13 protein-coding genes are annotated in these 12,885 nt (G+C 39.5%); 1 reads left to right on the top strand and 12 read right to left on the bottom strand.

What is annotated here, in order from left to right; all coding sequences use genetic code 11:
• Positions 1–3 precede the first annotated feature (3 nt).
• The 9 genes from P402_RS0103195 to P402_RS0103155 all read right to left on the bottom strand — a co-directional run bounded on the left by P402_RS0103195 (position 4) and on the right by P402_RS0103155 (position 8,942).
• Positions 4–1,089, bottom strand: a complete 1,086-nt coding sequence (locus P402_RS0103195; RefSeq protein ID WP_026827386.1) for a glycosyltransferase — start codon at positions 1,087–1,089, stop codon at positions 4–6.
• The gene (locus tag P402_RS16155; protein ID WP_034769647.1) at positions 1,086–2,228 is read right to left on the bottom strand and encodes a glycosyltransferase family 4 protein; all 1,143 of its coding nucleotides are present in this window, start codon (positions 2,226–2,228) and stop codon (positions 1,086–1,088) included. Before P402_RS16155 ends, P402_RS0103195 begins: the two co-directional genes overlap by 4 nt.
• 15 nt (positions 2,229–2,243) lie before the next feature.
• Positions 2,244–3,110 (bottom strand): NAD-dependent epimerase/dehydratase family protein, encoded by an 867-nt coding sequence (locus P402_RS0103185; RefSeq protein ID WP_026827385.1) that lies wholly within the window; start codon positions 3,108–3,110, stop codon positions 2,244–2,246.
• 6 nt (positions 3,111–3,116) lie between these two features.
• A complete protein-coding gene (locus tag P402_RS0103180; RefSeq protein WP_026827384.1) occupies positions 3,117–3,743 on the bottom strand; it encodes a sugar transferase in 627 nt (208 codons plus the stop codon).
• A 29-nt stretch (positions 3,744–3,772) separates the two neighbouring features.
• Entirely contained in the window at positions 3,773–5,623 is a 1,851-nt protein-coding gene (locus P402_RS0103175; RefSeq protein ID WP_026827383.1) for a nucleoside-diphosphate sugar epimerase/dehydratase, read from the bottom strand.
• A 39-nt stretch (positions 5,624–5,662) separates the two neighbouring features.
• Positions 5,663–6,556, bottom strand: coding sequence for a UTP--glucose-1-phosphate uridylyltransferase GalU (galU, locus tag P402_RS0103170; RefSeq protein WP_026827382.1), 894 nt, complete (start codon positions 6,554–6,556; stop codon positions 5,663–5,665).
• 190 nt (positions 6,557–6,746) lie between these two features.
• Entirely contained in the window at positions 6,747–7,511 is a 765-nt protein-coding gene (locus tag P402_RS0103165) for a tyrosine-protein phosphatase (protein ID WP_026827381.1), read from the bottom strand.
• Positions 7,512–7,522: 11 nt separating this feature from the next.
• Positions 7,523–8,218: a CpsD/CapB family tyrosine-protein kinase gene (locus P402_RS0103160; RefSeq protein WP_026827380.1), complete on the bottom strand. Its 696-nt coding sequence runs from the start codon at positions 8,216–8,218 to the stop codon at positions 7,523–7,525.
• Positions 8,211–8,942, bottom strand: a complete 732-nt coding sequence (locus P402_RS0103155; protein ID WP_026827379.1) for a YveK family protein — start codon at positions 8,940–8,942, stop codon at positions 8,211–8,213. The genes P402_RS0103160 and P402_RS0103155 overlap by 8 nt, the downstream gene beginning before the upstream one ends.
• Positions 8,943–9,140: 198 nt before the next feature.
• Between P402_RS0103155 and P402_RS0103150 the strand changes: the two genes are divergently transcribed.
• Complete coding sequence (locus P402_RS0103150; protein ID WP_026827378.1) at positions 9,141–10,301, top strand: hypothetical protein; 1,161 nt, start codon at positions 9,141–9,143, stop codon at positions 10,299–10,301.
• A 41-nt stretch (positions 10,302–10,342) separates the two neighbouring features.
• Here the strand turns inward: P402_RS0103150 and P402_RS0103145 are convergent, their stop codons facing one another.
• The 3 genes from P402_RS0103145 to P402_RS0103135 all read right to left on the bottom strand — a co-directional run bounded on the left by P402_RS0103145 (position 10,343) and on the right by P402_RS0103135 (position 12,870).
• Entirely contained in the window at positions 10,343–11,215 is an 873-nt protein-coding gene (locus P402_RS0103145; RefSeq protein ID WP_235188812.1) for an LCP family glycopolymer transferase, read from the bottom strand.
• A 233-nt stretch (positions 11,216–11,448) separates the two neighbouring features.
• On the bottom strand, positions 11,449–12,138 hold the full coding sequence (locus tag P402_RS0103140) for a hypothetical protein (RefSeq protein ID WP_026827376.1): 690 nt from the start codon (positions 12,136–12,138) through the stop codon (positions 11,449–11,451).
• Between the two features lie 27 nt (positions 12,139–12,165).
• Positions 12,166–12,870 carry a hypothetical protein gene (locus P402_RS0103135; RefSeq protein WP_026827375.1) on the bottom strand — a complete coding sequence of 235 codons (705 nt, stop codon included), beginning with the start codon at positions 12,868–12,870 and terminating at the stop codon, positions 12,166–12,168.
• Between the last annotated feature and the right edge of the window lie 15 nt (positions 12,871–12,885).

Here is a 12,885-nt window from a genome sequence, read left to right as displayed (position 1 = left end):
TTTTTATCCTCCCTTACGTTCTTTGTAAACTTCTAAGTATTTATTCATCATACTTTCTATACTTAAATATTTCTCAACATAATCAATATTTATAGATTTTTTATCATTTTCTATCATAGAAATCGCTCTTATTATTGATTTAACCAAATCTTCTTTACTATTCGGATCAAAAAATATTGCTTGTTCAGTTACTTCATTAATCATACCTTTCAAACCTTCTATATCAGAAAGAACTAGTATATTATCCGATATAGCTGCTTCCAGTGCTGATAATCCAAAACCTTCCCATAACGAAGGTAAAATAAAAATATCACTTGCATTTAGGAAGACATCCACGTCCTTTCTATTTTCTAATAAAGTGATTCTATCAATTAAACCTTTATTTTTTATTCTTTCAATTATTATTGATTTTAAATTTCCATTTCCAATTAAAATTAATTTTACATTAGGATCTCTAATCTCTGAAAAAGCTTCAATTAATAATAATTGATTTTTTACCGGTTCAAGCCTCCCTACTGATATCAACAAGATTTCTTTTTTCTTAAAACCAATTTCCTCTTTTTCTATTTTTTTATCATTAAAATACTTCTTTACATCGATTCCATTATTTATTACTGTAAATTTATCTTTAGTGTTTGAGAAAATCCAATTTTTCAAATTTCTTTCTACACTATCTGTAATAGATACAACTTTAGAATATTTGTAATACATTAAGCTATCTATCAAACGAAAAATTTTTTTACTTCTTCTATTATTATTTGTACTATGTTCGGTGGTAATAAGTTTCTTTTTATCAATAAAGAAACTTGAGTATAACTGTGCATAGTAAGTATGAGTATGAATAATGTCAAATTCTTTTGAAATATTATTCAAAATGAATGGTATTCTGAAATTCAAAAAAGAAGACATCTTTAAGTTAATAACTTTTATTTTATTTAATATTAAATTTTCATATGGAACACCTTTTCGATTTAGAATCATCAATACAGTGACTTCATACCCTTTATTTTTACTATACACAGCCATATCTGCTACTAGCTTTTCTGCTCCACCATTATCCAAATGTGTAGTGATATATAAGATTTTCATATAATTTTTCTCTCATGATGATTTAACAATGTCAGGTTCTGTATTTCTTTAAGATATCTTTCAATAATAATATTACGATCAAACTCTTTATTAATTTTATACCTTGAATATAACGACATCTCATCTAACTTTTGAATGTCTAAATTCATAAGTTTATCTATACTTTCACAGAGACTATTTACATTTTTTTTATCAAAAACATAACCATTTTTACCAACTTCAATTGTTTCTTGACACCCTGGTATTTTTGAAGCTAATAATATTCTTCCCATTGCACCAGCTTCCAATAAGACATTAGAAAGTCCCTCACCTCCATGTGAAGGCTGAATTAAGCAATGTACATTTTGAATATAATGCTTCACGTCATTCTGATAACCATGGTACTTTACAACTTTATTAGAATTTAAATCCTCAATTTTTTTACTTAAATGTATTTCAGTAGGTTCTACAAAGCCTACAACATTAAATTCGATGTTATCCCCGTACTTGCTTTTACTTTTCACTGCAGCTTCTAAGAATTCATGAATCCCTTTGTCTTTCATTATTCTTCCAACAAAAATAAACTTAGTTACAGAATATGAAGGCATTTCATGATATAAGTATTCTTTTAAATTAACACCTGAACCAGGTAGTACTTCAAAATTTTTTGTTATAATTTTTTCATCTATTAATACTTTTTTATCATGTTCATTTTGAAAAAATACTTTAGACGAATCTTTCAAAGCCACCGTATATAATAATTTTATAAGGTTCTTTAATAATCCCTTTTTATTAAAGCCACTACCTAGTCCTGTTATATTGTTTATATATGGGATTTTATTTATTCTGCAAGCAATTCCTCCATATAAATTGGGTTTTATCGTATAGGTAAGGACTACATCAGGCTTGTATTTTTTTAAAATCTTTAAATAGTGTTTAATTAATTTTAAATCTCTAAATGGGTTTGTCCCTCTGCGATCAACATTTGTCTCAATAAAATTACAGCCCCATTTTATCATCATAGGTACTTTGTCCTTATCATAAGGCATAGACAGATAGACTTCATATCCATCTTTTAATAATTGCTGGATCAGTTCTTTTCTAAAATTGTAAATAACAAAAGCATGATTCCCAAGCAACATAACTCTCTTTTTTTTCATATTATATATCCCCATTTAGTTATTAATCATACTTTTTTTTATTGATGTTTCGAAATCACAAACTTGATACTGATTAGATTTCGAAATATCTTTCTCATAAATTTTATTACCAAATATTTTATTGATGATACTGATTTTTTTACTAGCTAATTTTATTAAAAAGTTGAAAGACGAAATAAAGTATATTTTGCGTCCGCTATATTTTGCAGCAACTTCAATGATTTGTTTTGTACTTACATACTCTGTATTTTGAGGATAAAATACTCCTGAACTCTTACTACTTATTATTTGTTCAATTAGACAATTTAAATTATCAATATAGATCATACTTCTCTTATTATCTAAATCGATAAAAATAGGAGTGATTTTTGCTAAGTTTATTATTTTCTTAAAGTTTCCTTTGCACTCTGGTCCATATACAATTGGTGTACGAATTACTGCTGTTTTAAATTCTTTGCTGTTCATTGATTGAATTTGTAAATCTGCTTGTAATTTACTGTCTCCGTAAAAATCTACTGGAGCTGGAATTGTATTGTTGTTGATGCTACTATAATCACCAATTTTATTATCTAATCCGTAAACAATAATACTGCTCATAAAAATAAACTGTTTTACATTTTCTTTCTTGGCTTTTTCAGCTAATTTAATCGTCAAGTCTCTATTGATTTTGTAATATAACTCTTTAAGTTTTGGATTACGAGAAACATGCGCTATACCCGCAAGATGTAAAACAGTATCATAAGCACTAAAATCAGTTTTACGCCATTCTTCTCCTCTTACAGAAACATAATTCAGCTCAATTTCTTTATTGCCTGACTGAACCCATTCTTTAAATTTGTTCCCTATATAGCCATTCTCACCTGTAACAAGAACTTTTTTCATCGTTGTTTACTCCTTCGTACTTGCAACTTCTTTTACAGTAATTTTTCCTGTACCACCTTCAACTACTCCGTCACTTTTCAAAACACTAAAAATTGTTGCGACGAAACACCGGGTATCCATCAGGATTCCCATTCGTTTTACGTACTCTCCATCTAACTTGGCTTTGATTTCAATCGGTAGTTCATCACGACCATTGATTTGCGCCCAGCCTGTCAAACCGGGTAACGTGTCATTTGCTTGGTATTTATCTCGCTCATCGATCAAATCGTATTGGTTCCACAACGCTGGACGTGGTCCGACAAATGCCATCTCGCCTTTCAAAATATTAAACAGCTGTGGCAGTTCATCCAGGCTTGTTTTTCGTAGAATCTTACCGACACGTGTAATGTACACGTCTGGATCCGCTAACAAGTGGGTTGGTGTATCATTTGGTGTTTCGATGTACATCGTCCGGAATTTTAAAATATTAAAATGATTTTTATTCAGACCGACTCGTTTTTGTTTAAAGAATACAGGCCCTCGTGACTCCACCTTGATGGCAGCCATAATCAGGATAAAGACAGGAATCAATACTAAACAGGCAACACAGGCAATCGAAAATCCAAGTGGACGTTTGATTTTTAAGTAATTCAAATTTCATTCCTCCTTTTAGATATCATTCGTCAGACTAGGTTTTCTTCGCGAACCGCAACATCATTCGCAATATCGAGTAAGACGTTTCTTAATTGCAGTGGTGCATTCTTATGTCGATCGACTAGATTCAAAATATTCATGACTGGTTCTTTTTGACGCGTTCGGCCGACAAAAATCTTCGGATAAATCGCTTCCGGATCCACTTCGCCGTCTTTCAGTAGTTCTTCGTACATTTTCTCACCCGGGCGAATCCCCGAGAACACGATTGGCATTTCATCTTCTGTAAAACCACTCAGTTCAATCATGTTTTTAGCAAGATCAACGATTTTGACTGGCTCTCCCATATCAAGGACAAACACTTCTCCACCATCTGCTAAGATACCGGCTTGAATGACTAACCGACTTGCTTCCGGAATCGTCATAAAGAATCGTGTCATTTCCGGGTGTGTGACCGTAACCGGTCCGCCCGCTAAAATTTGTGATTTAAACAGTGGAATGACCGAGCCACGACTCCCCAGTACATTTCCGAAACGTACGACCGCAAACTTCGTTTTGCTGCGACATCCCAGTTCTTGAATAACCATTTCCGCAATCCGTTTTGTGGATCCCATGACGTTTGTTGGATTGACGGCTTTATCGGTTGAAATCATCACAAATCGTTCTGCTTCGAATAAGTCAGCTACTTCGGCAACATTTTTTGTCCCGTACACATTGTTTTTAACTGATTCGTACGGGTTGGCTTCCATTAAAGGCACATGCTTATGCGCTGCTGCGTGGAAAACGACCTGTGGTTTGTGTGTCGCAAACACTTCTTCCAGTCGCGTGCGATCTTGGACATCTGCAATGATTGGTACTAAATTAATCGGAAACTGAAGTCCGCGTAGCTCTCGTTCAATCAGGTAAATACTGTTTTCACCATGACCCAGTAATACAAGTGTTGTTGGATTGAATTGAATGATTTGTCGGCAAATTTCTGATCCAATCGATCCACCTGCTCCGGTCACAAGAACTGTTCGTCCTTCGATTTCAGATTTAATCCCCGAAATATCGAGTTCAACCGGTTCACGACCTAGTAAATCTTCAATCGAAACGTCTCGAATCGCACTGACAGAAACTTTTCCTGTAATCAACTCTTCAATCATCGGCAACGTTTGAACGTTTTTACAAAGCATTTTCGCTTCCGTGATCAGTTCAACCCGTCGTTGCTGTGTCAGTGACGGAATCGCGAGTACAATCGCTTCAATCCGGTGTTTTTCAATGACTGCTTTTAAATTTGCAGTCGTCCCAACGACTTCGATTCCTTGAATCATGAAATGCATATTTTTTGGATCATCATCCAAAAATGCAACAGGCTTTAGCTCATGGAACGGAGATACATATAATTGACGGACTAACGAGCGTCCAGCTCGTCCGGCACCAATGACAAGTGTCCGTTTACGTGACTTGACCATCCGGCGAGGTAAGGCATATTTTCGCCAATGTTGTCCGATTCCAAGTAGTCGTAGCGCAACACGAATCGCTCCAAGCAATAATAATGAAATACAAAAACTAAGAATCGTGATGCGTTCAAGAACTTGTCCGAACACAAATTTTTGATAAACCATCAGTCCAATCGAGCTGGCACCGAGTGACAAAGACAAGGTCAGCGCCTCTTGGATGCTGGCATACTTCCAGTTGACACGATACAACTTCATTAAAAAGGCCAATGTGACGAACAACAATGCAAAGACAGCAGCTGATTGAAGCAATAGTTTACTATCAATCAAATCAAACAGTTCTTTTGGATATAAGAAAAAATAGGTAAACCCCATCGCGATTCCTAAAGCGACAGCATCGATGCAGGCTAACGTCAGGGTCCGATAATAATAGTAGAATTTCAAAGGACAGTCTCCTTTCTCTTTATGATGGAGGACACGTGCTTAGACAAGCGAAGAGGACTTCGCACGTTCTGCGAGTAAGTCTGCCATCATCTTTGCAACGTCATCTCCCAGGTCATCCCGTTTCAAGGCAAACTCGAGTGTCGTTTGAATGAAGCCCAGTTTTTCACCGACGTCATAACGTTTTCCGTCAAATTCATAAGCAAAGACCCGTTGCATTTCATTCAGTCGTGTAATCGCGTCCGTCAATTGAATCTCGCCGCCTGACCCGACTTCCTGTGTTTCTAAGTATTTAAAGATTTCCGGTGTCAGTAAATAGCGGCCTAAAATCGCTAAGTTCGATGGTGCCGTGCCTGGTGCCGGCTTTTCAACAAATGATTTCACCTTATGTAAGTTCGCAGAGATGCTCGTGCTTGGATCAACGATGCCGTAGCGATGCGTATCTTTATCCGCAACCGGTTGGACACCGATGATTGAACTGTTCGTAATCTCGTACTGCTCAATTAATTGACGTGTACATGGAATATCGGCTTGGACGATATCATCCCCGAGCATGACGACGAACGGTTCGTTGCCAATGAAGGCCTTTGCTTGGAGAATCGCGTCTCCGAGACCCTTTGGTTTCGACTGACGGATGAAATGAATATTGATGTTTGTCGTTGCTTCTACTAAATGCAACAACTCCGACTTATTTTTCGCAATCAAGTTTGCTTCGAGTTCCGGCACGGAATCAAAATGATCCTCGATGGCCCGTTTGCCTTTACCAGTGATGATTAAAATATCTTCAATCCCCGATTCAATCGCTTCTTCGATGATATATTGAATCGTCGGCTTATCGACGATCGGCAACATTTCCTTCGGCATCGCTTTTGTCGCCGGTAAAAAACGTGTGCCAAGTCCAGCAGCTGGAATAACCGCCTTTTTTACACGATTCATGAAATCAACTCCCAGTTCTAATTTCAGATTCCCATAATATAATCAACTTGGTATTCTTTATGTAAATTACAATACCACATCCAGTTGAATCCATTCCATAAAGTTTTCCAATTGTTAATAATGTAAGCGTTAACACAGAAAAAAGAGAGTGGATTTTCACTCTCTTTACATTTTCTTCACATTAAATCCTTTATACCCACTGACCTTTCCAGTTCTTTTCAACCGGATTCGGAGGATTAATCGTCACGAGCTGGTTCAGAAGAACCGCTTCATTGTTCTCATAAATTTCTTCATACAACCAGTCTTCTAATTCATGCTCCAAATATTTTCGGCATTGTTCCCAGTAGAACGGACGCTTTTCAGTATGGTGGGCGTCTGACGCCACGAGATGAGCCAAACCGTTTTCAAGTAAGGCAACGGCAAAACGTTGGACATCCTTACCGTACTTACCGATCAGACTCGCACAAGTCACTTGACTGATTGCACCATTTAAAATTAAATCAAACAACAATGTCGGATTCTGGATGATAGCTTTGTTTTTTTCCGGATGCGCAATGACGGGAACGTAGCCGTCAGAAATTAATTCGGCAAACACTTGTCGCGCATACGACGGGATTCCGGTCGAAGGAAATTCAATCAGTAAATAACGTGAATCCGCAAGCGGCAATGCCGTCCCCTTTTGGACTTCTTCGATTAACTCACCCGTCAAACGAATCTCATGCCCCGGATAGACGGTGATTGGAATATTGCGCTGATGGAGTAAGACATTTAATTCATCAACGGTCAGTTTCACATCGACGTCTTCCGTCTCGAACTGCGGATGAAACAGGTGCGGGGTCGCGATGATTCGTGTGATCCCTTCACTTGCTGCCTGCTCCGCCAGCTGTAACATTTGCTCGATACTCGCCGGACCGTCATCGACCAGCGGTAAAAGATGACAATGAAGATCAACCATGATGGCACCCCTTATTCATAGGAATAATAGTATTGATACGCTGAATCATCCGTCAGCTCCCGGCGGTTCAAGACGACGCCAAGGATCTTCGCTTCCGCCAGTTCGAGTTGTTCTTTAGCTTTAAGGACACGTTGACGATCCGATGTCATACAGCTGACGACCAGCACGACACCGTCCGTCAGTTTAGATGTGATCCGGCTGTCCGCGACTTGCAGTAACGGCGGAGCATCCAAAATGATGACATCATACTCGTCACGCAATTGCAGAATTAATTTTTCCATCGCTTTTGACGACAACAGCTCGGCCGGGTTCGGTGGAATCGGTCCTGCCGTTAAGATCGATAAATTTTCGACTTTTGTTGGTAGGATAGCTTTTTCAAGCTCGGCTTGGCGTGTCAACAGGCTCGATAATCCCAGACCATTGGCAACCCGGAATGTATAATGGACCGTTGGACGACGCATATCCGTGTCGATGATCAAGACCTTTTTTCCTTGTTGCGCATATGCGACCGCGAGATTCGAAGAAGTCGTCGACTTCCCTTCACTTTGTGTGGCTGATGTCACAAGCATGACTTGAATCTCTTTATCCACTGCCATGAACTCGATATTTGTCCGGATGGTCCGGTATTGCTCGGCAATCGGCGACTTCGGTTGAGTGACTGTAATCAGATTACGGGCATCTTTATTCATCTTATTTTTCTTAGCCATATTGTTTTGCCGCCTCTCGTTTTGTTGCTTTCGCTGATGACTTGAAGACTTTGCTGTCGATATCCGGGATACTTCCTAAAACAGGCAAGTCAAGAATTTGCTGAACTTGTTCCTCTGTCCGGATTCGACGGTCGAGTACTTCACGTAAGAAAGCAAGTCCTACACCTAATAAGAAGCCAACCACTGCGGCAATCGCTGTATTCAAAATGATATTTGGACTGACCGGAGCTGTCGGAATGCCTGAAACAGATAACACTTTGACGTTATCGACATTCATCAAATCCGTAATGTCTTCACTGAACACGTTGGCGACGGAGTTGGCGACGTTTGATGCAAGAGCAGCATCGGTACTTTGAACGGAAACGTTGATAACCTGTGAATTTTGTTCACTTTCGACGGTAATCATATTATTTAAGGCGTTAATACTAGTGGGAGCATTTTCCACTTCTGCCTGAACCTTTTCGAGAATGGCCGGACTTTTGATGATGACACGGTATGTATTGACAAGTGTGACGGACGATTGGACTTGCGAAGCATCAATCACATCGTTTTCCTGTTTTTTCGGTGTGACCAAAATCTGTGTACCGGCTTGATACGTCGGTTTGATCAAAAAGGTACTGACGGCAAATGAGATGACGGCTGCGACGATGGTCAGTGCGAGAATCCGCCAAAGCGATTTTCTCAAAATTGAAAATAATTCTTGTAAGCTGATCGTTTCATTCATGGTTTGATTATTCTCCTTTATTTGTCTAATACGGTGTCTTTTTTCATCAACTAGAACTCAGTATAACAAAAAATTGGGAAATGGTTGATTAATTTTCAGGAAATAACATACGTTTTTTGAAATTTGTTGCGTATAATAAAGAATGACATGTTTCTTTTTACATGAATTTCCGGATATCAACATAGGAGGAAGATCTTCATGCATCGCTCTCTACAAGCCCTTCAATACTATACATCGCACTCGGAAGAAGACATCCGCCGCCTTCATGAACGGATTCGTTTAAGCCTTGCTTCGACAGAGTCGTTAACGGACACGATGATTCGTTTGACCGGTCAGACACCACTTGTTCCGTTCAAGCAGGATACAGTAACCGCCGACGAATGGTCAGCCTTTTTAGCCGGCAAACATCATGATGAATTGGCTGATTTTTATGGAACACTCGTCGCCCGTCCCATCCTTGAAGAAGATGGACCGGTCGAATCGAAAGAAGATCAGGAAGAAATCGCCCCATCCTTATCGCGTACACACCGTGAACCAGAAGCCGTCCGTCGAAAAAAAATAAAAACCCGACCAGAACCACGTGTTAAAAGAAAAATCCCTTGGGGCTGGGTTGCTCTATTGATCTTATGTTTCCTTCTTGGTGCCGGCGGAACGTATGTCTATTCCAACTACATCGCGAGTCCGTCTTCAAGCAAACCGAAGTCAACCATCGAACAACCGGTCACTGTTGAAAAATCAAAAGAAAAAACAAAAGAACCCGCACCGGATATCAAAGAAGAATCAAATATCCTTTACGTCAAAACTAGAAACAGCAATATCTATAGTGACTCCGCCTTGACCGATCTGCTTTTTGAAGCTGACTTTGGTGATGGTTACCGGGTTCTTGAAACAACCGATTCCATCAGTAAGGTTGAATTGACGGATGAATTGACGGGTTATATCAAAAATACTGATACGACGAAGTCTTTAAACGGAGACGCAATTGCCGATGAATCCTTATTGACATGGGTCAGTGACAATCTCGATACAAGCTTTGTCACCGAGACGCTCATTGACCTTATCGGCAAAACCGCAGAAGATTTAAATAGTACTTATGGTCCACCGGAACGGACGTTTTCCGACGAGGTCAACTCGTACCTGTTTTACGGAACTCATTTTTTTACGCTCCAAAACAATAAAGTCATTGCAATCGACTGGACGGAAACGGCAATCACCAATGCTGAACTGGCGACACTCGCTCCCCTCCAACTCGAAACAGAGATGACCGGTCTTGTGACAAGTAATTCTTATCGCCTGCAACGGTTCGAACAAACAGAAACAAGTACCAGCCGTGTTCGCTTGGCGGAACAAAATCTATAACAGCAAAAGGGACAATCCACTTTTCGGATTGTCCCTTTTGTTTATTCCAGACCAAGCGAATAACGTAATGCGGTTTTCGTTTGGGCCAGTGAATCCTCGGTCGGATGCCAGTAATAAATGCCATCCGCTTCTTTTCCACCTGTTCCCTCAAGCTTTAAATTCTTTTGATTTTTAAACGCATCCATGTAATCGAAGGCAAGTGTCCGCATCGGTTTGAACGACACGTTAGTTTGTGCGTTTTTACCGACGACATCCATGATCGCATTGAACTTACTGACCGAAACATCTGATGATAATTTGGCAACAACTTGTTCGATGACTTGGCGTTGACGCATTTGACGACCGAAGTCACCACGCGGATCTTCATAACGCATCCGCGTATACTTCAATGCTTCATCACCGTTCAAATTGATTTTCCCGACGATGAACTGTTTCTCGCCGACTTTGAAATCTAAATCGTTGTTGACCGTGACGCCGCCAACCGCATCAACCAGTGAAGTGAATCCTTCCATATTGATTTCTGCATAATAGTTGATTGGAATATCAAGGAACTTCTCGACTGTTTTGATGGCCATCTCCGGTCCCCCAAATGAATAGGCGTGGTTGATTTTATCGTTTGTCCCCTTACCGACGATGTCGACTTTCGTATCGCGTGGGATACTAATCAAACGACTTTCATTTTGTGTCGGGTTAAGCGTCATGATCATAATCGAGTCGCTTCGTCCGTTTGTTTCACCTTTTCGACGATCGACACCCAGTAATAAAACAGAAACCGGTTTTTGTTTTTCGACGACTTCATCACCCGTATTCTTGACCGGCGACTGAATCTTTTTGACGGTCTGGTCGACTTGGTAATAGGTATAACCGATGAACCCTCCACCTCCGACAACCAATACTAAGGCAATCAATAACATAATCTTTAACGGCGTCCACCGCTTTTTGACTTTCCTTCTTTTTTTGACACGTTCCACTTTTCCACGTTCCCTTCTCTTAAAGCTTATTTCCTATGTAACTTCATGAGTTCTCGTTACTATCGGTCAAATAAAAACGATCTTACAGTCGAGTATACTGAAAATCGGCTGTGAATTGTCAAAAACGGGAAAAGATGAAAAAAGAGTCTACCGGTTGGTAAACTCCTTAGTAGATATTAAAATGACATTTGGCTTGATACGACATACGTTTTCTTTTTCGCGTTATATTCCAACATGACAAATTTTTTCTGTTTTGTTGCAGTCGGGAAGACATATGTTTTTGATTCTAATTTAATGGCAAGCCCTAAGTCGATTTCCTGTTTTGTTTGAACAGATGTCATATCAATTGAATCGAGTCCAGTCCATTCGCCTAATCCTTTTCCTGATAAAACTCCATCTAACTGCTTTTCAGTCATTCCCGTCTTGATTTTTGCTCCCTTCGCAAGCTTCATTTTGCTTTCACGTGCTCCTGTCGAAGAATCGCGGAACAGATCAAGTGACTTCGATGTCAGACGATAAACTGAACTGTTCTTCTTCGTCATGAACATCAGCGTCGTCATATCAGAAAGGACAGGAGCCTTTCGATCATAAACACTGTAAATCGTCGTCTTTTGACCTTGCGTCGTACTCGTCGCTTCTGCTTTTTGCTTGAGGACGGTCATTCCGTTCTTTTTCGTCAATTGTTTTTTATAGTCTTTTCCGTAAAGAACTTTTGCTGCCTGTTCAATCGTCATCCCATTCTTCAACGTCTTGAATTGTGTCGTTACCTTTGTTTCTTGTTTCGTTGCCGCTTCTGCTGTTCCGGCGATGAGTGTTGAACCTGCGATAATTGCCGCGATTGTTAATTTACCAAATGTTGTTGTCATGTGTGTTCTCTCTTTTCTGTTTTAGGATTAGTAGAGTTCTTGCGTACTCGATATATTTTCCATCCAATCGACACGATAGGTTTTTTTCTTTGAATCGAATGTCATATGGACTTGTAAACGTTTGTTCGGATGATTTGTCCGGAAAATATAGATTTTTGTTTTTCCTTCACCAAGACCCATTTTTTTCAGCTCTTGTTTTGAAAAGCTATGACTGAAGTCTGTTGTCGACCATGTCATCCAGTCACCCAGACCTTTTCCTGTCAATACGTTGTCGAGCTGCTGTTCCGTCATATCGTACTCGACTTGTTTACCTCGCTTCAGCTGTTTATCGCTTTGCCGAACGCCCATCGGATTCTCTCCACTAAATTCAAGGGATCTTAATGCCAAACGGTAGACTTTATCTTTCGGCTTAGCTGCAAACAAAAAGGTCATATAGTTTTTTTCCTCTTTGCCGGGAACGAAGTACACTGTGAAGTCTAAATCTTTAGACGTCTCTTCTTTTGGTGACTTTTCCTTTAAAATCGTCCGTCCATTCTTTTTCGTCAGATGTTTTTTATAGGTCTTGCCATACCGTTGTTTCGCAAACTCGGCAATCGTCATTCCTGTCTTATACTTCGCAAACGCAGTCGTGACTTGTTTTTCCTGTGTCGTCGCCGCATTGGCCGTTCCACTGAATACGATCGATGTGGCGAGTGTCAGCATCAAGGTATATTTCCAGATATTCTTTCGCACGAATGACGCTCCTCT

The organism is Exiguobacterium sibiricum 7-3, from assembly GCF_000620865.1.
GTDB classification, from domain to species: domain Bacteria; phylum Bacillota; class Bacilli; order Exiguobacteriales; family Exiguobacteriaceae; genus Exiguobacterium_A; species Exiguobacterium_A sibiricum_A.
This window is presented reverse-complemented; position numbering and strand designations above follow the sequence as displayed.

Bases quoted from the DNA above. Each gene is read 5' to 3' on its own strand.
- P402_RS0103195 (WP_026827386.1), bottom strand. From the start codon at position 1,089: ATGAAAATCTTATATATCACTACACATTTGGATAATGGTGGAGCAGAA.
- P402_RS16155 (WP_034769647.1), bottom strand. From the start codon at position 2,228: ATGAAAAAAAAGAGAGTTATGTTGCTTGGGAATCATGCTTTTGTTATT.
- P402_RS0103160 (WP_026827380.1), bottom strand. From the start codon at position 8,218: ATGGCTAAGAAAAATAAGATGAATAAAGATGCCCGTAATCTGATTACA.
- P402_RS0103165 (WP_026827381.1), bottom strand. From the start codon at position 7,511: ATGGTTGATCTTCATTGTCATCTTTTACCGCTGGTCGATGACGGTCCG.
- P402_RS0103155 (WP_026827379.1), bottom strand. From the start codon at position 8,942: ATGAATGAAACGATCAGCTTACAAGAATTATTTTCAATTTTGAGAAAA.
- P402_RS0103150 (WP_026827378.1), top strand. From the start codon at position 9,141: ATGCATCGCTCTCTACAAGCCCTTCAATACTATACATCGCACTCGGAA.
- P402_RS0103185 (WP_026827385.1), bottom strand. From the start codon at position 3,110: ATGAAAAAAGTTCTTGTTACAGGTGAGAATGGCTATATAGGGAACAAA.
- P402_RS0103145 (WP_235188812.1), bottom strand. From the start codon at position 11,215: ATGTTATTGATTGCCTTAGTATTGGTTGTCGGAGGTGGAGGGTTCATC.
- galU (WP_026827382.1), bottom strand. From the start codon at position 6,556: ATGAATCGTGTAAAAAAGGCGGTTATTCCAGCTGCTGGACTTGGCACA.
- P402_RS0103140 (WP_026827376.1), bottom strand. From the start codon at position 12,138: ATGACAACAACATTTGGTAAATTAACAATCGCGGCAATTATCGCAGGT.